Source organism: Pseudomonas sp. P867, assembly GCF_019891455.1.
GTDB lineage: Bacteria > Pseudomonadota > Gammaproteobacteria > Pseudomonadales > Pseudomonadaceae > Aquipseudomonas > Aquipseudomonas synxantha_A.
In genome coordinates, this window is record NZ_JAFLXB010000007.1 from 325,763 (window position 1) to 346,381 (window position 20,619).

Sequence of the window (20,619 nt, forward strand, 5' to 3'; positions counted from 1 at the left end):
CATGAACCGCACCCTGGATCAAACAGCCGCTTTGCTTGGGCTCAAGCCCCGTGCCTTCCGCACCAGGTTGCGGGAACTCGGCGTGCTGAATTCGTCCGGCGATCTAGCCAGCGCACACCGTGAGCGTGGCTACCTGTTCTCCGACCCGCGCAGCCGCTGGAATCCAACACTCCGCAACTACACCCACTACTCCGTGGTGATGGTTAAGGAAGCGGGTGTTGAGTGGATCGCCAAGAAGCTGGACATCACCATTACTAAGAAGGACGCCGCAGCATGAAACCGAATGCCATCAACTCCGCTGTAGGCGCTCTGAAACTGGTGCCAATGTTCCTCAACCACCCCGGCGTGATCAGCCGCGCCACGCTGATCGGCGCCTCAGCGGAAGCCGTTGAACTGCTGGAGGCATTGCCCTGCGTGTCGGTCGAGCTGGCCGAAGTTTTCCGCTGTGTCGATGCAGTGATCTCCGAAGGCCAGGTCGCTTATGTGACGCCGGTGAAGTGCCCGGAATATCCCTACGGCGCCGTCGTTGCTGACGTCGAAGGCAACGTCCTTGCAGCGGCCAAGGGCAAAAGCAAAGAAGGTCTCGCCGAACTGATCCGCCTCAAGTTGGTGCCCCAAAAGGAGGGGCAAAGGGAGGATTCCGCGTGACAACCACTCTGGAACAACTCCGGCGCCAGTTCGCCACGCCGTGCCCAAGCTTGACCGCCGTGCGTGAACAGTACTTCACGCATATACGCACCGACCGTTACCTACTGAGCGAAATCAAGGCCGGTCGGATCGCGCTGGTGGTTAAGCGGCTGCACTGCTCGGCCCGCGCCAAGCCAGTCGTTTACCTCCACGACCTGGCCGATTACCTCGACGCCCAAGCAACGAAGCAAGCGGCCTGATTCAAACGGTAGCCCCTGCCGATCAGGGGCGACACATCCAATGAGGCACAGCACATGAACACCAAAGCACGTCCCTTTATGGACACCCTGCGCGACATTGAGGCCGGTGGCCTGCTGGACGAACTCACCGAAGCCCAGCACAGCCTGATCGACGCCATCCGTATGACCGGCAAGGGCGGCGATCTAACCATCAAGCTCACCTACAAGCCTGATGGCGGCGGCCAGATGACCGTGAAGGCCGACGTTAAGACCAAAGAGCCTGTTCTGGCTCGCGGTACATCCCTGTTCTTCCTTACGCCCGAAGGCAACATCACCCGCCGCGACCCACGCCAGCAGGAAATCCCGCTGCGCAGTGTCGAGGACGAACCTGGACCTGGAGCATTGCGCCAGGTCAGCCAGTAAAACCCGCACCACCAACCTCTCACCAAGCCGTCACCACTGGAGCACATCCAATGCAACAAGCCCTACAGCACCTGGTCACACTGGCCCAAGCCCTCGGCAAGCCAATCGACTTCCCTGGCATTCCTGCGCCGCTGGCACTCGTGCCGAGCGAGGTCAGAATCGAAAGCCTGGAGCATCTGCTGCCAGCACCTTCGCGCATCAAGCAGAAGCTCACCGTGCTTGATGCCGAGTCGTTCATCAGCTACGTGAATCGCTTTTCCACCCAGGCCACGGCTGTATTTTGCAACGGCCCCGAGGGTCGCACTTTCACAGCGGTGATCGACTACCACGATCCGGCCGCACCAGCCTGGCGCGATCACGTAGCGACGTACCGCTGCCCGACTACTGTTGAATGGGGCAACTGGAAGGAAAAAGACCGCAAGCGCATGGACCAAGCCACCTTCGCCGAGTTCATCGAAGACAACGTGAAGGACATCACCCACCACCCCGAGCATGAGAACACCCCGTGCGCTGCCGACATGCTCGAAATCAGCCGTACCCTGGAAGCCAAGAAGAACATCACGTTCCGCCAGGGCACGCGCCTCGACAACGGCCAGGTGCAACTGACCTACAACGAAGAGATCGACGGACGCGCCGGCGAAGCTGGCCAGTTGCGTATCCCCGAAGAGTTCTACATCGCTCTCAAGCCGTTCCTCGGCGGCGACACTTTCTGTGTTCCCGCCCGCTTCCGCTACCGCATTCAGGAAGGTCGCCTGGTCATGTGGTACGAACTGGTGCGCGCGGACAAGGTGCTCGAAGAAGCCTACAACGCCGTGCGCGCCAAGATCGAAGGCGACATCACCGACGTGCCGCTCTATGAAGCCACGTTCTAACTAACTCCCTGCAGCACCCCGCCGCCGTCCTCTCACCAAAACTGTCCGGCGGCGGGCTCTAACGAGGCATACAGCACATGCAAATCGAGACTTACATCATCGTCGCCGGCCTGCTCCTGGGCTGGATTGCGACCGCTTTCTTCCTTATTAAAGCGAGCAAGAAAGCCTTTGCACGCGGCTTTGATCGTGGCGTCAACCTGGCCCGCGAGCAGCATGCCGCTTCGCCAGCCTGCACCATTGAAGACCACGAACTCATGACGAATATCACCACGTCACTGCGACTCGCCGTGGAAACTTGGCAAGCGTTCCCAGGCACAGAAATCATGGTCGGCAGGGTGAACAAACAGCGCCGGCAGCTTAGCGCCTTTGCCGCGAAGATGTGGTTGGCGGCCTACCCTGCGCAACTTGATACGGAGGCATGATGATGGAAGTCCAAAGCGAAACCCTTGCCGATGAAGAACTGGCGACCATCACCGGCTATCAGATCCCCTCCAAGCAGATCCAGTGGTTGACCGAAAACCACTGGGAGTTTGTTCTGACAGGCGCTCGCCGCCCAATAGTTGGCCGAATTTATGCCCGACTGAAACTGTCAGGAGTCAAACCATCCGCTGCTAATACCGTGGCTGAAACCTGGTCGCTCGACCTTGCAAAGGTGGGCTGACTGATGCGCCAGAGAACTAAAGCCAATAGAGATCTGCCACCTCGGATGATACGTCGCACGCGCAAGGGTAAGAGTGGAAAGACTTGGACATCGTATTACTACGACGGGAGAACTACCGGCGGGAAGCGGAAGGAAATCCCACTCGGGACAGACCTCGATCAGGCCAAAGTGGAATGGGCAAGACTGGAACGCAAGACACCTCCTAAGCCTACCCATCTGATGAGCTATGTATTTGATCGCTACGAAAAGGAAATCATCCCTGGCAAGTCGATTCGCACCCAATCCGACAACCGCAAGGAACTCAAGCAGCTAAGAAGAGCATTTGAGAGCGCCCCTATTGAGTCGATCACGCCTCAAGTAGTAGCGCAGTACCGTGACGCTAGAACAGCCAAGGTGAGGGCCAACCGTGAGATCGCCCTGCTCTCCCATGCATTTACCATTGCACGAGAATGGGGGCTGACTGACAAAGCAAACCCTTGCTTTGGCGTTCGCCGCAACAAGGAAAAGCCCCGGGACTATTATGCCGGTGAAACCGTATGGAACGCGGTATACGCGGAAGCGGTACAGGAACTCAAGGATGCGATGGATCTGGCCTACCTGACCGGCCAACGTCCCGCTGATGTGCTCAAGGTTGCAGCCACCGACTTGAACAATGGCTTTTTGCTGATTGGTCAGGGCAAGACCGAAAAACGTCTCCGTCTTCGTTTGGAAGATGACGGAATCCAATCCGGCCTGAGTAGCTTTATCGACGACCTGCAAGAACGCAGAGCCGTCAATGGAATCCGCACGTCAACTTTGATAACAAACGCGTCTGGACTTCGGATGAGCCAGCAGATGCTGCGTAATCGGTGGGACGACGCACGAGAGAAGGCAGCAATCAAAGCGTCAGCTGATGGTGATCCCGCGCTGGCAACGAGCATTCGTCAGTTTCAGTTCAAGGATATCAGACCTAAAGCTGCCAGCGAGATCGAGCTGACGCACGCTAGCCGCCTACTAGGTCACTCCACAGAGGAGATGACCAAGAAGGTCTATCGGCGAGTCGGTGAAATTGTTAAACCGACGAAATGACATAGATGTTATCTCTACCAGTGAGTGCCTAGCCATTTGCGGATGCACAGACCGGCCCTCTATGAACGCAACCTCGTAGGAGGTCGCGAAACCAAAGAGTAAAATAGCTTAATTGCTCGCTGCTATAGATCACTTGCTGACAATAGAAGCATATATATGAAGAACCATTAATGCTGTAGCCTCACAAAGCCTATTCCAATCAACACTTTCAGGGTCAAATGAGTGATGAAAAGCTCTATAATGAACTAGTGAATTTCGTAGATTATACATCTTCTTAGTCGCAAAATTCACAAGATCAGCGCCTGGAGGAAGACTCTCTCCTAGCGCCTCGATCATAGCCTTCAAGTCACTTGAAACAGCGTTTTGTAATAGAGCACCCAGGCTTGGCTCCTCGCGTGGCCGCCATGCCAGGGTCTCTTCGAGTATCCGCGCGACATAATCCCACTCATGATCCATTTTTAATTTTAAAATCAAATCAGTTGTATGGGAGTACGCATAGAGCGCCTCCAAACACCGATACAAAGCTAAAAATACAGCGCTTGGATCCGTATCAAAAAGAGACCGACACAATATTCTATAAGGTATAGCTATCGGACTTAACTCGGCTATCAACTGTAAATTGTTTTTTAACCCCCTATCCATCCAGGTTCCAGATCTAATGCTATCAGCTAAGCAGATAAGGAAAAATATACGTGACGTTTCATCTTGACTTATATCTGCGCCTGAAAAAATCTTGACCAGAGGAAAGAGCGGCGCAATCTCATACGCCTCATGCCCCTTGTATCCTAACGTAAGACTATCAGTTTCGATAATATTTCTAACCTCAAGCGCCGAGACAATCGGAGTTGGAGAAAGCTCTGACAGAACAGCGGTCAGCATTCCCCCACCCACAACTTCTTCATGCAGACCTGGAATTTCATCTGACAACTCAAGTCCCAAAGAGCAAAAAAGACCTACGCCATCAACATCAAAACGAGCTACTTTTAAGGACGGTCCCATTGAGAGAAACGAAGTCAAATCAGCTTTAACTAATCGATGAACATCCGAACCTTTTTCGCTAACTATCCATCGTGCACCAGCACCAATCGAAAGCACTTCCCCGTTTACAGTGCAAAATCTATCTAACCCCGCGAAAACACTCTTGTTAGCTTCGATTTTATTCCTAGTCGCCATTAGCTTGCACGCCAGCACGGTTCCATGTTAGGTATTTCGAAGTCATCTTCAATGAGTACCTTAAAAGCCTCGACGAATACGCTCCTTTCATAACGACCTACTTGCCCTACTTTTTTATCTAGAATTTCACTCAACACATCCAATTGGAGAAACTGACCAACCTCAAGTGGTGGCAGCTTATTTAGATCACCTACAAGTCGACTTGACTGCCCTATGACTTTCGCCATACGAATGCTTCTTTCTTCTATAGTCCTATCGAGCCCTGGGCGGCCTAAGACATACTGAGCCATAGCTACCATAAACCCGATGCGGGCAGGCTGACTTCCAAATATTTCTTTCCCTCTCGAAAAGCGGCCAGTATTGCCATTGTCATAACGATCGAATGCTTTATCAAACTCTACTAACATTGAAAGCGCATTGTAGAAATGATCCTGAAAACCAACATCAGCCAAGTTATCCACGAAATCTAAACGAGAAAACTCTTCCGACAAGGTTTCTTTGGTGTCTACGTTACTCTTCCTCAATGAAAATGCGAGGTACAATTCAACAAGCGCATCCGAACTAAACTGGCCACTGCCAACACGCCGCCCTGGTCGGTCCGGAGAAAATATTCTATCGATATTATCAACCTTACTCTTAATCTCATCTAACAGAGGTGCGTAGACAACGGACAGCTGCCTAGCCAATGTCCAAGGTACTTGGCCAGTATTTAAAACCAACATTCTGTAAACAAGAGACCTAACCGAACGCGCCACCCAAAACTCTACCCGCATCTCGCGAGATGATATATTAACATCAACCTCGCAAGCATCGATCAACGCTGCGGTCCTTTGCATACCGTCAATTATAGTAAGATCAAATACGGAAACCGCCTTCAAAAATAGTTCAGGGGCTACCACTTTTCGTGTCGCTATATCTTCAATTAGCTCTTCGCTGACTACAACCCCAATCACCACTGGAGGCAATACTGCACCGGCCCGAATATCTGAAACCATTCTTTCCCGAATGCGCTTTGCCGTTGTAGTTTTCAGCACTTCCCTTTGACCGGTTATTCCGCCACGCTGGGCGTGAGCATCACGCACAAGAGTGAGGTACTCACCAATTGTCATGTTTCCGAGAAGAGAGTAGCAATCTGTGCGATGGTCGTGAATCAGATTCACTAGAATCTCCTTGTCTTAACTTTTGATTATTTTCTCAAGGCCATACGAGATCCTGAGATCGATCAAGTCCTTGCTTGTGACCACAAGCGCGGCCTCTAAAAACCAAATTCGAGGGCCATTTCGGCTACCTATCCCCCATCCTATGGAGGGTAGACAACTCCTACAATAACACCCCAATCGGTAGGATAGAGCACCGTGTTGCGGAAGCGATTCAAAAAGTTGCGGAAGTGCTCGTCAAATCTCAAGCAATAAAAAACCCCGTAGATCGTTGATCTACGGGGTTTCTAAGAGTGGAGGCCGAGGTCGGAATCGAACCGGCGTAGGCGGATTTGCAATCCGCTGCATAACCATTTTGCTACTCGGCCTCAAACGATCAATGCCCTTGTCGCTGACATTCACCGCATACAAACTGGAGTGGGCTATGTGAAGCCTGCCTCTACTCTAACTCATTGAATACATTGAAGTTTTTAATGCTTCATTGCGTTCGATGGGCGCCATTATGTACTCATTTGCCTATGCCTGCAACCCCTTGATTTCAAAAAATATTCTGCTCTGGCATCAAGGGGTTGCGGGTCTGCCCTACTCCTTGACAGTGTGGAGCTGGTACTGCGGATCGGCCTTGATCTGAGCGTCGGTGAACGGCAACGGGCGCAGTTTTTTCTCGGAGAAGGCCTGGGTCTGGTCCTTTGAGTAAGGGGACGCCGGGTTGCTGGATTCGGAGAACGCCAGCACGCCGACTGCGTTGGGGCCGTCGTTATCGAAGGTGACGATTTGCAGGTAGCTGGTACCGCTGACGACCTCGCGTTTGCCGTCGGCGCGGGGCACGGTTTGCATGGCGTTGTAGACACCCAGTTCTTGCGGGCCGCCGTGGATGGGGGTTTGGCCGCTGACCTGGATCTCACCCCAACGGCTCAGGCCGAGTTGGTTGACGTCTGCGCTGGAGGCCAGCATGGCTTCACGCAGCGCGGCGGCCACCGGCGCGCGATCGATGGCGAGGCCGCGGGGCGTGGTCAGGGGGTGGGCCGGGTCGAAGGCGACACGCCAGGCATCGGGAGTTTGCTGCAGGTGCTGCATCAGGTTGATGAAGTGCAGCAGGCCGATGCCGCTGTCGAGGTTGGCGCGCCGATCCCAGGTTTTCAAGCTGGTGCACAGTGGCTGGAGCGCGGCGGCGTCGGTGCCAAGTTGCTTGGCGCAAAAATCGAGCAGGTCCGGCATGACTTGGCCCGCCAGGTACACCTCGTTGTCCATGACCATGTTTTGCAGGTCGCTGACGCTGATCGGCTGTTTGTCCAGGGATTGCAGGCGTTGCAGGGCGAAACGTGCGCGTGGACTCAGGCCAATATTGTCCTGGCTGATCACCGGCGAGAACCCGCTCAGCGGCGCCTCGGGGTTAGCCATCCAGGCAGAGTCGTTGGAGTGCTGTACATAGTCGGTGCGTTGCAACTGCGGCAACTGCGCCGCCGTGAAGATCCCTGCTTGCGCAGCCTTGGGGTCGATGTCCCAGGCGCAGGCGCTGCGGCTGCCGTCGAGTATGATCATTTGCAGGCCGGCCCGTGGGTCGCTGCATTGCGCCAGTTTGGCGGCGCTGACGTTGGGTACTACCGACAGGTTCATGTACAGGCTCTGCCCCTGATCATCGGCAGCCAGGGTGTTGACCCATGGGATGCCCTGAAGGGAGTGCACCGCAGTTTGCAGCTCAGTGATGCTGCCCGCACGGTTCATGGCATGCCACTGTTGCAGTACGCGGTCGTTGCCCAGGTTCGCGTCGCGCAGGCTGAAGGCGTATTTGTTGTCCCAGTCCAGCTTGCCGGGCCATTGCACCACGGGGCCGAACTGCGAACTGTAGACGGTGTGGGCAACGTCCTTGAGGCTGCCATCGGCCTGTTTGACCTGCACGGTCAGCGTGGTTTTATCCAGGGCAACGGACTTGCCGTCAAGCATATAGCGCGTGGAATCCTTGGGGTCCAGGGTCAGTCGGTACAGGGTGAAATGCTTGGAGGTGTCCACTGTATGCGTCCACGCCACGTGCTGGTTGAAGCCGATATTCACCACGGGTAAACCTGGCAGTGCGGCACCCATTACATCCAGTTGGCCAGGGATGGTCAGGTGCATTTCGTAGAAACGCATGCCACCCACCCATGGGAAATGCGGGTTGGCCAGCAACATCCCACGGCCATTGAAAGAACGATCACGCCCCACCGCGACGGCATTACTGCCCCGGTCGAGGCTGAAGCGTTGCTGATGCGCGGCGGCCTGTGCAAATGCCTGCGCGCCGGGTTGCACACCGGCGATGGCTTGGGGCGGCGTGGCGCCCACCAAGGCTTCGGCGAACTGGCCAACGCCACCTTCTACCAGCAACCGGCGCGTCAGTTTGACCAGATCCTCTTTAACCAGCGGTCGTACCCACGCCGCCTGGCATTGTGCGGGCGCGCCCTGCTCCTTCAAATAGCGGTTATAGCCGGCCACGTAGCCTTCGATACGCTGGCGGATCTGCGGGGTCTGCGCACGCCAGAATGCCTGCACCGCGCCGGGTGTATTGAGCCAGGTAAAGAACACATCGCTGGCAAGGTTGTTGCGTTCCTCCAGGGTTGCCTGCTCGGGGCCGAAATAGCGCGCGCGCTCGCCGTTCACCGTGACCACTTCATTGGCCAGCAGGCACAGGTTGTCCTGGGCATACGCGTAACCTATGCCAAAGCCCAGGCCGCGCTCGTCATTGGCGCGGATATGTGGCACGCCGTAAGTGGTACGGCGAATATCGGCCGACGCCTGAGCCACATGCTCGCGCGCCGAGGCCGCAAAGCTCAGCCCCAGCAACACCCCTGCCACGCAGCCCCTGAATAACCCGTTGGAAATAATCACGCAGACCCCGCAGTCAAATTGAATACCCTCGGTAGATACAACTACCCCACCGTAAGGACGCAATTAACCGGGAAGAATTTAGCCACGAACGGGGCTTATCCAGGCCGGCGACAGTGTGACAAACCTGATACCGACAAATTTTCTACATTCGGCACTTCATGATTTTGCTCTCTCGTTCGTCTTATTGAATAAGAGCACCATCATTTTCCTGATCAGGCTCTGATAAGGAGTTTTTGCATGTACAACCCGCAAGTGCCCACGGATGGACATTCACCGACAGCCGAGGCCAACTATGGCAACGGTTCACAAGGCTTTGGCAAGGCGCCCGAACAGCAGGGCAACCAGCGCATTCGCCATTTGCTCAAGTGTTTCGGTCTGCGCACCAGCCTGATTCGGCTGAAGGTCATCGACGCCCTCCTCAACGCCGCCGACAATCAGCGCACCCTGGGGGTGCGGGGCGTGCACAGCCACTTGCTGGAGCTGGGCATCCCGTTGTCGTTTCTCAGTGTGCGTGAGGTGCTCAAGCGTCTGTGCAGCGAGGGCGTGATCACCCTCAATGCCGATAAAAGCTACAGCCTCCATGAAGAGGCTGCCAAAGTGCTCGAAGGTCGCGCCTGAGTCACGCCGCGCTGATCAGAAGTGCGGCTTGACCTTGCGACGCATGATGCCGTTGATCACCACTACCACCACGGCAATCGCAATGGCCAGGTACTGGAAGGTCTTTTCGCTGATCACGCCAATGTTCTGCAGGTAGGACAGGCCGAACATCGAGGCCAGCACGGCCAGGGCGATCAGAATCGAGTATTTCAAGCGTTGCTTTTGGGTCATGACGAAGTTCCTGAACCTTAAAGAATGTATCCGCTGTGTTTCGCCGCACATACCCGAAAATCGGGACGAACCGGGTCGGCTGCGTCTCATGTTACAGGCGATCAAAAATTTTGGCTTGTTCGGCGCTCACACGGGCCGTCGGTTTTAATCGTTGAGAGGGCAATCTTCTCGCGTCTTGCTGACTTGATTTCTCACACACCACAGGTAGCCATGCGGGAACCGTAATGCCCAGAGCGCACACGAATCAGTGCGCTCAGGCTACAGGTATGTAGCCTTTTGGAGCGTTGACGTTTCCATGCCTGAAAGGTGAGTGACTGTGAACATTCAACATGCTGCCCCACTTCGTAGTTTGCAATTTTCGCCGCTATCTACCGACCTTCCCCAAACACCGCCAGATGTTGACGCTCAGGTGGGCGATACCACCGCCACCGCTGAGCCAGCGCTGCCGGATGGACGCCAGACACTGAGAAAAAAATTAAGCGACCGCCAGGAGCTGCATAACCTTGCCAAGGCCCTCGATACGGCGCTGGAGAAACTGTCCGAAGACGCAACACCAGAGGCCGTGGCCGCGTATTTCCTGTCCACCCATCTCACGCTTGCGTCCGCCGATGCGTCCCCACGCACCGCCAGCCTCGAATCGCTCATCAAAGCAGCAAGCCCTTACTATCCCAAGACCCGAGTAGAGCTGCAGGAGCTTGCCCAGAACCTCTGCGAGCACGTCCAGAAGCACCCATTGGGCAACTTGAGTGGTGCTCTGGCCTGGACACTGCCATTGAGCATTGAACATCAGCGCACGGCCTACAATGTCATCGCGTCGAATAGCGCGAATCTGCCAGGCTTGCCACTGCCCAAGCCTGGCGTCGGCGCCCTGGACTACCTTGCCAACGCCGTCACCCTGTCTCCACAACTGATGCAAGACCCTGCTGCCGCGCTGGAGAAACTGCTCGACTCACCGCAAGCCGCAGCGCTAGGCGCCGCGGTTCAAGCCAGTGTGGGCGGGATTGCCACAAGCAGCAGCGCCAATGACTATGTGCTGGCGACCATCCATTTGAGCCTCGACCCTGAAGCGCTGGATCAAAAATCCAATCGAAACATAGTGGCCGGCTTTGATTTGGGCGTCGAAATCCACAGGGACTCATCGCCCGCCTCCGTGGTTGAGGCCCTTGCCAATCACCTGAGCAGCACCGGCCGTACTTCCCCTGCTACCGCCGCGCTGGCAGCCCGGTTGCTGCTGATGCGGGTCGCCCCCCAGTTTTTGATCAAAGACATTCCAGCGTCAGTACGTTGCCACAGCCAGGCGTGGGCAAACTTATGTATCGCGGTGGCCGGTATCGAAGCCCACACGCCCGGGAGGACGATGAACATGAGCTTCGCCGAAGTGATGTGCGCAGCCCCGTCGCAATACCCAGCCAGTGAAGCGGCAAAGAAAAATGCACTGATTGACTGGTGTGTGGCCAACGACGTGATTTACCGCTTCGACGACGCACACTACACCGCGGAGGATTTCGAGTACGCCCGCAAAGCTTTCAATGCTCAACATGAAGCGTTGAAAGAGGCGTCCGCTTTGCTCGACAAGCCCTTGCCGAATCGAGAAAGAATGGCACAAGAACGAATCCAGCAGCACTTGGGTGATGACTTTCCTCTGGATGACAAACTCTTTTGTCTGAATTATCACAAGATGGGGCTCAAGGGCCAACGCTTCGGCCCTCTCTACTCGCTGCGCGAGCTCACCATGCAAGGGCTGAAAATCAACACCAACGACTGGGTGATCCGCAATAACACTAAGGGCGTCAACCTGGGTGCCGTCGCTCTTTTCACCCACAGCCCACACTTCAACGTCCCCCAGGAATTTGATAAACAATTCGCCGAAGTAACGACCCATTGTAAAAAAATCCACCATTACACGTGGATGAATGCCATTACCCAGTTGCCTGTCGCAGATCGAGAGATTTTAAACAACGCAAAGCTTAGTTTTTATCAAGAGAACACCTACCGCAGCTCGCCTATTCCGTTTTGGCCAAACAAACTGTTCCACACCAGCCCAAGAGTTTTGATGCAAGCAGAGCTCAAGGGCGAGAAACACGTTTACGAATTCGACCCGGTCACCGCGACTATCAAAAAAGCTTCTTCGGGACGCATCGCAGCGGATGAATACATAGCCAATGAAGTCACCAAGATCGAAGCGCTCCCACTCAGCAAGAACCTGAATAATCTGGGTGTCGAAAAGACCCGAGAAGGCCCCCCTGTCAATACATTCAAAAACCCTCGCATCCACGACATCGCCCAGATGATAGTCAACGCGCAAGGCGTCGACAGTGACGCCGTCAGGCGGCAAGCAGAAGGTAGGACGTCTACGGAAAGGAACCGTGACACCCTCAATACCATCGGCGAATTTATCCTCGACCTGATTCCGCTGAGAACGGCCATCGTCAATTGGCGTAACGGCAACTATAAAGATGCGGCTGTCGATCTGGCATTTGACGTCTTCGGTTTTCTCACTGCCGGCGTGGGCACCGCGTCAAAACTGCTGAAGGGCGCGCATAAAACCAGCAACGCCATCAGCAAACTGGCGCGCGCCACCCGAATAATCGGCGCCGACGTCTTGAGCGCTTTCAACCCGCTGGGTGGTTTAGGCGATGCAGCGGTGGGCGCCGGCAAGCTGGCTCTGGCAGGTGCCGGCGCAGCCGGTGACGGCATACAGCGTCTGCGAGGCATGGCCAGGGGCAGCGACCTGATCGAGGCAGGCGCGCCCTTCGATGATGTCGCTATCGGCCTGTTCAAGCGTGGTGACAAAAATCTGGAAGCCTCTGCCGTTCTACATGAGGGCAAATGGTACGCCGTGGATGCGGGCACCCGGGAGCCTTACGGCCCGCCTCTCGAGGCGTTCGTTCCGACGCATACTTACATGCCTGTGGCATACGCCCCGAGTCATTCGCAAGCGCATCGATTCGACCCGATAGGTCGACCTACACGTCCCAGGATCAGCAGCAAAGTCACAAGAAAGGAGCTGCCCAAAGGCAGCTATGTAGAAAGCATGAAAGGGAAACTGGAGCCAGGGCACTTCCTGCGCGGTGACGGCAAAGATGAAACCCTGAAAAAATTCATCGAGGAAATGTACGAGACCTATGACGCCCTCAAAGAGGGCGCCCTGCCACCACGCATAGTAGCGCCGCAAATCTCCAAGACCGCGCCCGCAGCCGAAGTGATCACAGAGGCACTGAAAGTTTCCAATGGCATCGTGTTCGGAGAGTCCCATAAAGAGATGGCCAGCTTTAAGTTGCTCTTCGACAACGTTGAGAAATTCAAACAGGAGGGGGTGAAGAAGATCTATTTCGAGGGCGTCATCGACTTACCTTCCAAGGGCATTGTCGATGATGGCATCGGCAACCTTGCCAATCCCGACCTCCCTCGCACCCAACCGACATTTGACGAGCTCAAAGCCAAATTCGAATTGCATGGCATCGAAGTGTTGCCGCTTGATCACTATTATTTAACCCGGCATAAAGACGCAAAACTAGGCCGCACCGAGACAGGGTTCGGCTCCAGGCAACGCCTCGAAGAGTTCAATTACTATGCGTCAGAAGTGATCCAGGCCAACTCCGGAACGGAAAAGTGGCTTGCTTTGGTCGGTCAATCACACATGAATACCACTGAGGGTGTTCCTGGCTTGGCCGAGATGACAGGCAGCATCAGTATCGGGGTCTTCGACAAACCTTCGCCCAACGTACGAAACCCTCTCTCCCCCACAGACTTGCCAGGTGACCTGGTTATTCAGGTTTAACCCTGCCCTGCGCTTCGAGCGACAGTGTGTCGCTCGAATGTGCGTGTTTATCCCCGCTGCACCCAGCGCTGGTGCAGCCCACGTGCCAGCGCATCCAGCGCGAACCCCAACAGCCCGATCACCACCACCATCGCCATCAACTCCGAATACGCCAGGCGATCACGGGTATCGAGGATGTAATAGCCCAGCCCTGCACTGACCCCGAGCATCTCGCACGGCACCAGCACGATCCATAGGATACCGATGGCCAGGCGTACGCCGGTCAGCACATGCCCGACCACACCAGGAATGATGACTCGACGCAACGTCTCCCAGCGCGTGGCACTCAGGCTCTTGCTCAACTGCAACCAACGCGGGTCGAGTTGACGCACGCCGGCTGCGGTGTTGAGCACGATCGGCCATACCGCGGCAAACGCCAGCAGGAAATAGATCGGCTGGTCGCCTACCCCCATGAGCATCACCACGATCGGCATCCAGGACAACGGCGAAATCATCCGCAGAAACTGGAAGGCCGGCGTGGTCGCCGCCTCCAGATTGCGCGAACTGCCCACCAGCAGCCCCAGTGGCACCCCCACTAACAGTGCTAGAAACAGCCCGACAAAAATGCGCTTGAGGCTCACGGCAATGTGCAGGTACAGCTCGCTGCGCCCAAGCAGTTCCCACAGGCTGCTTGCGGTGGCCGCCAGCGAAAAACGCGCCGACAGGCCATCGGCCTCGCCGAACACTTTCACACCCAGCCACCACAGCAACATCAAACCTGCCAAGCCGCTCAACCCCAGCGACCAGCCCAGGATTCTACCGTTGTTCAAACGCCAATCTCCTCATGCCGCTCATAGCCGTCCGGCAAGCCGAAGGTTTTCATGCCGCCCACCGCTTCGATCGCTTGACGCACGAAACGGTCGTCCACCAGGTCCTTCGCGACGAATGCCGGATCGAGATCGGCAAGAAACTTCTTGTCGCCTTCGATCAGCGTGTCTTTGAGGCGGCGCACCAGTTCTTCGGTGTAACTGGGGAAGGGATAAGGCTGAAAGTCGATGCGGTGCTCGTCCCAATTGGCGTGCTGGATCGCGCCGTCTTTCACATAGCCGGCACGGTCGCTGGCAACCGGAGCCAGGACCTTGCTCAACACCGGCTCGGCGTGTGGCGTGTAACGGTTCGGGCCATCCTTGGACAAGAGTTTCACCGCCTCTTCGCGGTTGTCGCGGGTCCACACCTGGGCCTTGACGATGGCGTTCACCACCTTCTGCGACCACTCCGGGCGGTTGGTCAGGTCGTGCTCGTGCATGAACACCACGCAGCACGCGTGGTTGCGCCATACATCACCGGTAAAGCGCTGCACGCGGCCGACCTTGAGGTTCTCGGCCAGCGCGTTGAACGGCTCGGCGACGATATAGCCGTCGATGCGCTTGCTGGCCAGTGCGGGCGGCATGTCCGACGGCGGTAATACGATCAGGTTGACTTCATTGGCGGCAATCGAACTGCCGGTCGCACGCGTCACCGGCGTGAGGCCGTTGTCGCGGAACAGTTGCTGCACCACCACGTTATGGATCGAGTACCAGAACGGAATCGCCACCGACTTGCCGCCCAGTTGCTTCACGTCGGTTATGCCTGGCGATACGGTCAGGCCCGAGCCGCCCACATGGTTCCAGGCCACGACTTTGGCCGGCACCTTGCTGCCGTAGCGCGCCCACACGGTCATCGGTGACAGCAGATGAATCACGTTGACCTGCCCTGAGATGAACGCCTCGATCACCTGAGCCCAACTGCGCAACAGCACCGGACGTTCGGCCTTGATGCCTTCGGCTTCGAACAGGCCGTTGTTGTGGGCAACCAGCAACGGCGTAGCGTCGGTGATCGGCAGATAACCGATACGCACCGGCGCGTCGGGCTCATTGGCGGCGCGCGCCTGCAGGCTGCTCAACAGCGGCAAGGCGCCGGCGGCACTGAGCACCGCCGAGAGTTTGAGAAAGTCACGGCGCGAGTGGGTCAGGTCATCCAGACACATGGCTAAGCTCCTGTTGTTCAAGGGGGTTGGGTTGAGGGCGGCTCGCCTGCCGTAAGGTTTTCAGAATATCGATACGCAGCGCGCCGATGGCCTCGACCTGTTCGTCCCGAGGTTGCGGCAAGTCGATATGCCATTCACCCAACGTCCGCGCCGGGCGGTTACCCAGTAGCAGGATGCGGTCGGACAGCAGTAGCGCTTCGTCAATGTCATGGGTGATCAATACCGCCGCCGAACCTTGCTCACGGTTGACCTTGAGCAGCAGGTGCTGCATGTCTGCGCGGGTCACTTCGTCCAGCGCACCGAAGGGCTCATCCAGCAGCAGCACTTGAGGCTGGCGGGCCAGGCAGCGGGCCAGCGCGGTGCGCTGGGCCATGCCGCCGGACAGTTGCGCCGGGAACTGCTGGCGCGCATGTTCCAGGCCTACCGCCGCGATGGCGTGGTCGACACGACGGCGGCGCTCTTCAACACTCAAGTGCGGCTGGCGGGCGAAGTCCAGGCCGAAGGCGACGTTTTTTTCCAGGTTCAACCAGGGCAACAGGCTGGGGTCTTGAAAGGCCACCGCCACCCGTGGGTGCGGACCGCTCAAGGGTTCGCCCAGCACGTGCACACGACCGGCCTGGGGTAGCTGCAAGCCGGCAAGCACACGCAGCAGGCTGGATTTGCCCACGCCGCTGGGCCCCAGGATCGACACCACTTCGCCCGCCGGCAACTGCAAGTCAAACCCTTGCAGTACCGGGCCGCTGGCATACCCCAGGCAAATCCCCTGGGCCGTCATGACCGCCTGGCTCATAGGTTGGCCTGGCGCTGCAACTCAGTGCGCAGTTGCACCAGGCTGGGCGTCACAATCGGCACAAATGCCGACTCGCGCCAGCGCCGCGCAAAGCCACTACCGTGGGCGGTGAGGTAGGCTTTGCCGCCACTGGCCTGCAGTTCAAGCTGCACGGCGCTGGCGGCGGTTTCTGCCAGGGCAATGCGCAGCTTGAACAAGGGGATCGGCTCGGCAGCAAAACGCCCAGCCAGCAACCCGCTCTTGAGCTCGCTGACCAGATGGTCCAGCGTCGCCCGCAAGGCTTCCAGCTCTTCGCGCAACACCGTACGGCTGGCCCCCAGATGATTGGCCACCTCGGCCAGGGAGCGGCGGGCCAGGCCAATCGACATGCCGCACTGCAAACCAAGGAACGCCGGGCGCACTGCCGGCAGGAACTTGCGCGCGTCCTCGTGCAGCAACCAGTCACGGCTCAGCTCCACGCCTTCCAGGCCAAGGGCAGCGGTGTTGCTCGATTGCAACCCAAGCAGCTCCAGATCGCGGGAGCGCTGCAAGCCCGCCACTGAATCCGGGATCGCCAGGATAAACGGCGTACCACCGCCCGCATGTTCGATAGCAGCTGCGGCGACAAAACCATTCTTGCGCAGGTTGGTCACCCAATGCAGACGACCGTTGAGCGTCCAGCCATGCTCGTTGGGCTCGGCGCTGATCTGCAACGACTCGATACCCGATATGAACTTCATCGCATTCGACAGCCCGGTGGCTCCGGCCAACTTGCCGCTGAGCAGGTCCGGCATCAGGTGTTCGCGCAGACGCTGATTGGGGCTCTGCAACAAGTACTCGATAAACGAGCGCTGGCCCCAGCACACAAATGCCGCCGCCAGGGAATGGCTGGCCACATTGGCGATGGCCTCGACGGCACCCGCCACATCACCGCCCAGCCCGCCCAGTTGGGTGGGCACACCGATTTTCAGAATATTGGCTTCTGCCAGGCGTGGCAGCACTTCCTGTGGATCGCAACTGCCCACGTCCAGGGCCTGCGCTTGAACATCGAGCCAACGGCTCAAGATTGGGTCAAGCATTCATGTCTCTCCTTTTACAGCAGGTGGACCAACGCCGATTCAGCTTGCCGGTTTTTCCCAGCGGTACTGCGCCAGTTCCGGGTTCAGCGGGGTACGGGCAAACACGTTAGCGAAATTGCACAGGGTTGCCAGGCTTACGCCCAGGATGACCTCCAGCGCGTGGCCCTTGGTATAGCCGGCCGCGAGAAACGCCTCAAAGCCGGCATCGCTGACATCACCCCGAGTGGCGATCACTTCGCGGGTAAAGGCGGCGAGTGTCTCATAGCGAGTATCAGGCAGCTCACCCAGCCGGCGCAGGGCCTCGATCACGTTCTCGGGCAGCTTGGCCTTGTTGCGCGCAACGGCGGTGTGGCCGGCGACACAGAAATCGCACCCGTGGGTAGTAGCAGCAATCAACTGCACCACTTCGCGGTCGGCCAGGCTCAGTTCGGCCTTGGCATTCAAGCCGGAGACAGTGATATAGGTTTCCAGCGCCGCCGGTGCATTGGCCAACACCGCCAGCAGATTAGGAATGAAACCCGAGGCCTTCTGCGCATTTTCCAGGAAAGGTTTCGCCGCTTCCGGGGCGGTGTCAGGGGTGAGCAACGGTACACGGGACATGGAGTGGTCTCCTGTTGGGTTCGAGTGCGCCAGTCTGTTGGTTCTAAAAAAATCGCTCAATAGGCTAAAGTAGCGATTACTTGCTCTTGAGTCTTTCCATTAGATGAATTCGTCCAGCACTCTTGTCGATTGGTTATTAGATAGCCTTGAACTCAATACCAATTTGTTTCACGTCGGCCGCTACTGCGGTGACTGGCACGCCAGCACGCACAGCCTGGCCCAGGCAAGCTTCCATTTGATCGTGCAGGGCGATTGCTGGCTGCATATCGACGGTGATCCAACGTCCCGGCACCTGAACAATGGTGACGCCGTGTTTCTACTGCGTGACCTGGCCTATCGGTTGTCCGGGGAAAGTATCGCGGCAAGCGCCCAAGAGTGCCCTCGCCGGCCGATGCTGCCCCTCGATAGCAGTGCCATGGATGGCGTGGGCCTGGTTTGCGGCTTCTTCCATTTCCAATCCGGCTTGTCGGCGATGATTGTCGACAGCCTGCCCGCCTGGATCATCCTGCGTGCCGGTGATCCATCGTTGACCGCTGCGCGCAATCTGTTCGAATTGATCCTGCAGGAGTGCGAGCGCCTACCCGCGCCCTCCTCGGCCTTGCTCGAACGTCTTTGCCACTTGTTGTTTTTATATGTACTGCGCCAGCAAGTCATCGACAACACCGAGCTGGGCGGCCTGGCAGCGCTGGGCCGGCAACCGGCATTTGCCGGCCTGCTGGAGCAGCTGATTGCGCGCCCGGCCGAGCCCTGGAGCCTGGAAAGCATGGCGGCGTGCACGGGGTTATCCCGTTCGGCGTTTTTCAAGCGTTTCAGGGAGTTATGCGGGCAGTCGCCGGGGCAGGTATTGCTGGTGATACGTATGCGCCATGCCTGTGGGCTGCTCAAGGCGGACCAGACCGTGGCCGAGGTCTCGCTGGCAGCCGGGTATCAGTCGGTGGCCGCATTTACCCGGGCCTTTCATAAAGTCACCGGGCAGCAACCTGGCGCCTATCGCAGGGCACAAGCCTAACCTTGTAAACCCGTGCCGGGCCGAGCACGCAAGTGCACCAACCAATCCGTGACGGCCGAGCAACTGGCACTGGCCTGGGTATTGGCCCAAGGTGACTACATCATCCCAATCCCCGGGACCAAGCGGCGTACCTACTTGCAAGAGAATGTCGCGGCGGTATCGATCACCCTCAGCAAGGACGAACTGGCTGGGCTGGATGCAATCTTCCCGGCCGATGCAACCGCCGGTTTGCGCTACCCCAAGGAAGTGATGGCCCTGTTGGATATCTAATTTTCAGCGTGCTGATCAACGGCCTGAATACTCCCGTGCGAAGCGCGGGAGCCAGACTATTCTGACAGCTCCCAGTGTAAAAACCCGCCACACAGGAGGTGTGTCATGCACGCGACTGAGCAGCCGATCCGCTTGGAGCAGATCAGTCAGGAACGCTTCATCCAGGCCCCAATCGAAATTGTCTACGACTATGTTACCCAGCCCGACCGCTGGCACGAATGGCACCCCACCTCCCTCAGCGCCGACACCGGCACCCGCGGCTCATTACCGGTCGGCTCGCGCTTTACTGAAGACATCGACCTGCTGGGCATTCGCGTATCCATGAGCTACCGCGTGCAAATTGCCCGCTGCCCCGATGAGTTCAGGACCGTGTTCACCTCACTGGCGGTGGACGGTTGTATCCATTATTTTTTGCAAGCCCATCAGGGTGGCACTCGGTTCAAGCGCGTATTGACGTATGAAACCGAACTGCAACTCGCTACCTTGCACAAACGCATGATCAAACTCTCCGCCATTGCCCTGGACCAGCTCAAGCAGCGGTTGGAAAGCCCAGGCTTCGTATAATTTAGAAACATTACCAGCGCGTCTCAGTGTAAAAAGCAGGGAGAATGCGCGGTTTATTGCTGCGCTTTCAGTGAGACCCCTGATGAAAAACCCATTGCGACTGGCCTTGCTCTGCACCCTGCTTGCCACCCCCCTGGCCCAGGCCGCCGAGCTGATTCCCATCGATGTACACCGCGATGCCAATTGCGGTTGCTGCAAAAAATGGATCAGCCATCTGGAAAACAACGGTTTCAAGGTCAACGACCACGTTGAAGCAGACATGAGCGCGGTCAAGCAACGCCTGGGCGTCGCCCCGCGCCTCGGTTCGTGCCATACCGCTGTGATCGACGGCAAGTTCGTCGAAGGCCATGTACCCGCCGAGCAGGTGTTGGCCTTGCGCCAGCGTCATGACCTGCTGGGTCTTGCCGCACCGGGCATGCCTTTGGGCTCGCCGGGTATGGAAGTGGAAGGGCGTAGCGAGGCGTATCAAGTCATCGGTCTGACCCGTGAAGGCAAGGATGTGGTGGTGGCCGACTACCCGGCCCACTGACCGGTGCTGACGGGTTACCTGGGGCTGTTCGTCGCGGCGTTTGGCGCCGCAACGTTATTGCCCCTGCAATCTGAAGCCGTGCTGGTCGGCCTGCTGATCAGCG

22 protein-coding genes, 1 tRNA gene and 2 pseudogenes are annotated in these 20,619 nt (G+C 57.4%); 15 read left to right on the plus strand and 10 right to left on the minus strand.

The annotated features are described in order from the left end of the window. The first annotated feature begins 1 nt into the window (after window position 1). From J1G33_RS15760 to J1G33_RS15795, 8 genes are all read left to right on the plus strand, one after another. Window positions 2-277 carry a hypothetical protein gene (locus J1G33_RS15760; RefSeq protein WP_065908178.1) on the plus strand — a complete coding sequence of 92 codons (276 nt, stop codon included), beginning with the start codon at window positions 2-4 and terminating at the stop codon, window positions 275-277. Next, entirely contained in the window at window positions 274-648 is a 375-nt protein-coding gene (locus J1G33_RS15765) for a hypothetical protein (RefSeq protein ID WP_223018377.1), read from the plus strand. Before J1G33_RS15760 ends, J1G33_RS15765 begins: the two co-directional genes overlap by 4 nt. Beyond that, complete coding sequence (locus J1G33_RS15770; protein WP_025856656.1) at window positions 645-887, plus strand: pyocin activator PrtN family protein; 243 nt, start codon at window positions 645-647, stop codon at window positions 885-887. The genes J1G33_RS15765 and J1G33_RS15770 overlap by 4 nt, the downstream gene beginning before the upstream one ends. Before the next feature lie 54 nt (window positions 888-941). Beyond that, window positions 942-1,289, plus strand: coding sequence for a hypothetical protein (locus J1G33_RS15775; RefSeq protein ID WP_047541804.1), 348 nt, complete (start codon window positions 942-944; stop codon window positions 1,287-1,289). Window positions 1,290-1,339: 50 nt separating this feature from the next. Then, window positions 1,340-2,161, plus strand: coding sequence for a DUF2303 family protein (locus J1G33_RS15780; RefSeq protein ID WP_223018378.1), 822 nt, complete (start codon window positions 1,340-1,342; stop codon window positions 2,159-2,161). Window positions 2,162-2,238: 77 nt separating this feature from the next. Then, the gene (locus J1G33_RS15785) at window positions 2,239-2,583 is read left to right on the plus strand and encodes a hypothetical protein (RefSeq protein ID WP_223018379.1); all 345 of its coding nucleotides are present in this window, start codon (window positions 2,239-2,241) and stop codon (window positions 2,581-2,583) included. A 2-nt stretch (window positions 2,584-2,585) separates the two neighbouring features. Then, a complete protein-coding gene (locus J1G33_RS15790) occupies window positions 2,586-2,822 on the plus strand; it encodes a DUF4224 domain-containing protein (protein WP_223018388.1) in 237 nt (78 codons plus the stop codon). A 3-nt stretch (window positions 2,823-2,825) separates the two neighbouring features. Then, window positions 2,826-3,890, plus strand: coding sequence for a tyrosine-type recombinase/integrase (locus tag J1G33_RS15795; RefSeq protein WP_223018380.1), 1,065 nt, complete (start codon window positions 2,826-2,828; stop codon window positions 3,888-3,890). A 129-nt stretch (window positions 3,891-4,019) separates the two neighbouring features. Here J1G33_RS15795 and J1G33_RS15800 read toward each other — a convergent pair whose 3' ends face one another. The 4 genes from J1G33_RS15800 to J1G33_RS15815 all read right to left on the minus strand — a co-directional run bounded on the left by J1G33_RS15800 (window position 4,020) and on the right by J1G33_RS15815 (window position 9,082). Continuing rightward, complete coding sequence (locus tag J1G33_RS15800) at window positions 4,020-5,063, minus strand: hypothetical protein (protein WP_223018381.1); 1,044 nt, start codon at window positions 5,061-5,063, stop codon at window positions 4,020-4,022. Next, window positions 5,063-6,223 (minus strand): hypothetical protein, encoded by a 1,161-nt coding sequence (locus J1G33_RS27905; RefSeq protein WP_262416834.1) that lies wholly within the window; start codon window positions 6,221-6,223, stop codon window positions 5,063-5,065. The genes J1G33_RS15800 and J1G33_RS27905 overlap by 1 nt, the downstream gene beginning before the upstream one ends. Before the next feature lie 291 nt (window positions 6,224-6,514). Beyond that, window positions 6,515-6,588 (minus strand) — tRNA-Cys (locus tag J1G33_RS15810). Window positions 6,589-6,802: 214 nt separating this feature from the next. Continuing rightward, window positions 6,803-9,082, minus strand: coding sequence for an acylase (locus J1G33_RS15815; RefSeq protein WP_223018382.1), 2,280 nt, complete (start codon window positions 9,080-9,082; stop codon window positions 6,803-6,805). Between the two features lie 237 nt (window positions 9,083-9,319). Between J1G33_RS15815 and J1G33_RS15820 the strand changes: the two genes are divergently transcribed. Further along, window positions 9,320-9,700, plus strand: a complete 381-nt coding sequence (locus J1G33_RS15820; protein ID WP_032875618.1) for a fe2+ zn2+ uptake regulation protein — start codon at window positions 9,320-9,322, stop codon at window positions 9,698-9,700. Window positions 9,701-9,715: 15 nt separating this feature from the next. On the opposite strand, the gene J1G33_RS15825 is transcribed toward J1G33_RS15820, so the two are convergent. Next, the gene (locus tag J1G33_RS15825; protein ID WP_005788056.1) at window positions 9,716-9,910 is read right to left on the minus strand and encodes a hypothetical protein; all 195 of its coding nucleotides are present in this window, start codon (window positions 9,908-9,910) and stop codon (window positions 9,716-9,718) included. A 316-nt stretch (window positions 9,911-10,226) separates the two neighbouring features. On the opposite strand from J1G33_RS15825, the gene J1G33_RS15830 reads away from it, so the two are divergent. Continuing rightward, the gene (locus J1G33_RS15830) at window positions 10,227-13,691 is read left to right on the plus strand and encodes a membrane-targeted effector domain-containing toxin (RefSeq protein ID WP_223018383.1); all 3,465 of its coding nucleotides are present in this window, start codon (window positions 10,227-10,229) and stop codon (window positions 13,689-13,691) included. A gap of 47 nt (window positions 13,692-13,738) precedes the next feature. Here the strand turns inward: J1G33_RS15830 and J1G33_RS15835 are convergent, their stop codons facing one another. The 5 genes from J1G33_RS15835 to J1G33_RS15855 are packed head-to-tail and all read right to left on the minus strand — an operon-like array spanning window position 13,739 to window position 18,144. After that, window positions 13,739-14,443, minus strand: coding sequence for an ABC transporter permease (locus J1G33_RS15835; protein WP_223018390.1), 705 nt, complete (start codon window positions 14,441-14,443; stop codon window positions 13,739-13,741). Window positions 14,444-14,496: 53 nt separating this feature from the next. Further along, window positions 14,497-15,696 carry an ABC transporter substrate-binding protein gene (locus J1G33_RS15840; protein WP_223018384.1) on the minus strand — a complete coding sequence of 400 codons (1,200 nt, stop codon included), beginning with the start codon at window positions 15,694-15,696 and terminating at the stop codon, window positions 14,497-14,499. Next, on the minus strand, window positions 15,683-16,486 hold the full coding sequence (locus J1G33_RS15845) for an ABC transporter ATP-binding protein (protein WP_223018385.1): 804 nt from the start codon (window positions 16,484-16,486) through the stop codon (window positions 15,683-15,685). The genes J1G33_RS15840 and J1G33_RS15845 overlap by 14 nt, the downstream gene beginning before the upstream one ends. Beyond that, window positions 16,483-17,544, minus strand: a complete 1,062-nt coding sequence (locus J1G33_RS15850) for an acyl-CoA dehydrogenase family protein (RefSeq protein WP_032875625.1) — start codon at window positions 17,542-17,544, stop codon at window positions 16,483-16,485. Before J1G33_RS15850 ends, J1G33_RS15845 begins: the two co-directional genes overlap by 4 nt. A 39-nt stretch (window positions 17,545-17,583) precedes the next feature. Then, the gene (locus J1G33_RS15855) at window positions 17,584-18,144 is read right to left on the minus strand and encodes a carboxymuconolactone decarboxylase family protein (RefSeq protein WP_032875627.1); all 561 of its coding nucleotides are present in this window, start codon (window positions 18,142-18,144) and stop codon (window positions 17,584-17,586) included. 103 nt (window positions 18,145-18,247) lie between these two features. Between J1G33_RS15855 and J1G33_RS15860 the strand changes: the two genes are divergently transcribed. The 5 genes and pseudogenes from J1G33_RS15860 to J1G33_RS27910 all read left to right on the plus strand — a co-directional run. Beyond that, entirely contained in the window at window positions 18,248-19,153 is a 906-nt protein-coding gene (locus J1G33_RS15860) for an AraC family transcriptional regulator (protein WP_032875630.1), read from the plus strand. Window positions 19,154-19,192: 39 nt separating this feature from the next. Further along, window positions 19,193-19,423 (plus strand): annotated as a pseudogene (locus J1G33_RS15865) (aldo/keto reductase); the annotation flags it as partial. Window positions 19,424-19,528: 105 nt separating this feature from the next. Further along, on the plus strand, window positions 19,529-19,987 hold the full coding sequence (locus tag J1G33_RS15870) for an SRPBCC family protein (protein WP_032875636.1): 459 nt from the start codon (window positions 19,529-19,531) through the stop codon (window positions 19,985-19,987). A gap of 82 nt (window positions 19,988-20,069) precedes the next feature. Beyond that, entirely contained in the window at window positions 20,070-20,516 is a 447-nt protein-coding gene (locus J1G33_RS15875) for a DUF411 domain-containing protein (RefSeq protein WP_032875638.1), read from the plus strand. A gap of 3 nt (window positions 20,517-20,519) precedes the next feature. Further along, window positions 20,520-20,619 (plus strand): annotated as a pseudogene (locus J1G33_RS27910) (DedA family protein); the annotation flags it as partial.

Coding starts and splice junctions, on each gene's coding strand:
- J1G33_RS15760 (WP_065908178.1), top strand. CDS start 2: ATGAACCGCACCCTGGATCAAACAGCCGCTTTGCTTGGGCTCAAGCCC.
- J1G33_RS15765 (WP_223018377.1), top strand. CDS start 274: ATGAAACCGAATGCCATCAACTCCGCTGTAGGCGCTCTGAAACTGGTG.
- J1G33_RS15775 (WP_047541804.1), top strand. CDS start 942: ATGAACACCAAAGCACGTCCCTTTATGGACACCCTGCGCGACATTGAG.
- J1G33_RS15780 (WP_223018378.1), top strand. CDS start 1,340: ATGCAACAAGCCCTACAGCACCTGGTCACACTGGCCCAAGCCCTCGGC.
- J1G33_RS15785 (WP_223018379.1), top strand. CDS start 2,239: ATGCAAATCGAGACTTACATCATCGTCGCCGGCCTGCTCCTGGGCTGG.
- J1G33_RS15790 (WP_223018388.1), top strand. CDS start 2,586: ATGGAAGTCCAAAGCGAAACCCTTGCCGATGAAGAACTGGCGACCATC.
- J1G33_RS15795 (WP_223018380.1), top strand. CDS start 2,826: ATGCGCCAGAGAACTAAAGCCAATAGAGATCTGCCACCTCGGATGATA.
- J1G33_RS15800 (WP_223018381.1), bottom strand. CDS start 5,063: ATGGCGACTAGGAATAAAATCGAAGCTAACAAGAGTGTTTTCGCGGGG.
- J1G33_RS15820 (WP_032875618.1), top strand. CDS start 9,320: ATGTACAACCCGCAAGTGCCCACGGATGGACATTCACCGACAGCCGAG.
- J1G33_RS15825 (WP_005788056.1), bottom strand. CDS start 9,910: ATGACCCAAAAGCAACGCTTGAAATACTCGATTCTGATCGCCCTGGCC.
- J1G33_RS15835 (WP_223018390.1), bottom strand. CDS start 14,443: ATGTTGCTGTGGTGGCTGGGTGTGAAAGTGTTCGGCGAGGCCGATGGC.
- J1G33_RS15840 (WP_223018384.1), bottom strand. CDS start 15,696: ATGTGTCTGGATGACCTGACCCACTCGCGCCGTGACTTTCTCAAACTC.
- J1G33_RS15845 (WP_223018385.1), bottom strand. CDS start 16,486: ATGAGCCAGGCGGTCATGACGGCCCAGGGGATTTGCCTGGGGTATGCC.
- J1G33_RS15850 (WP_032875625.1), bottom strand. CDS start 17,544: ATGCTTGACCCAATCTTGAGCCGTTGGCTCGATGTTCAAGCGCAGGCC.
- J1G33_RS15855 (WP_032875627.1), bottom strand. CDS start 18,144: ATGTCCCGTGTACCGTTGCTCACCCCTGACACCGCCCCGGAAGCGGCG.
- J1G33_RS15860 (WP_032875630.1), top strand. CDS start 18,248: ATGAATTCGTCCAGCACTCTTGTCGATTGGTTATTAGATAGCCTTGAA.
- J1G33_RS15870 (WP_032875636.1), top strand. CDS start 19,529: ATGCACGCGACTGAGCAGCCGATCCGCTTGGAGCAGATCAGTCAGGAA.
- J1G33_RS15875 (WP_032875638.1), top strand. CDS start 20,070: ATGAAAAACCCATTGCGACTGGCCTTGCTCTGCACCCTGCTTGCCACC.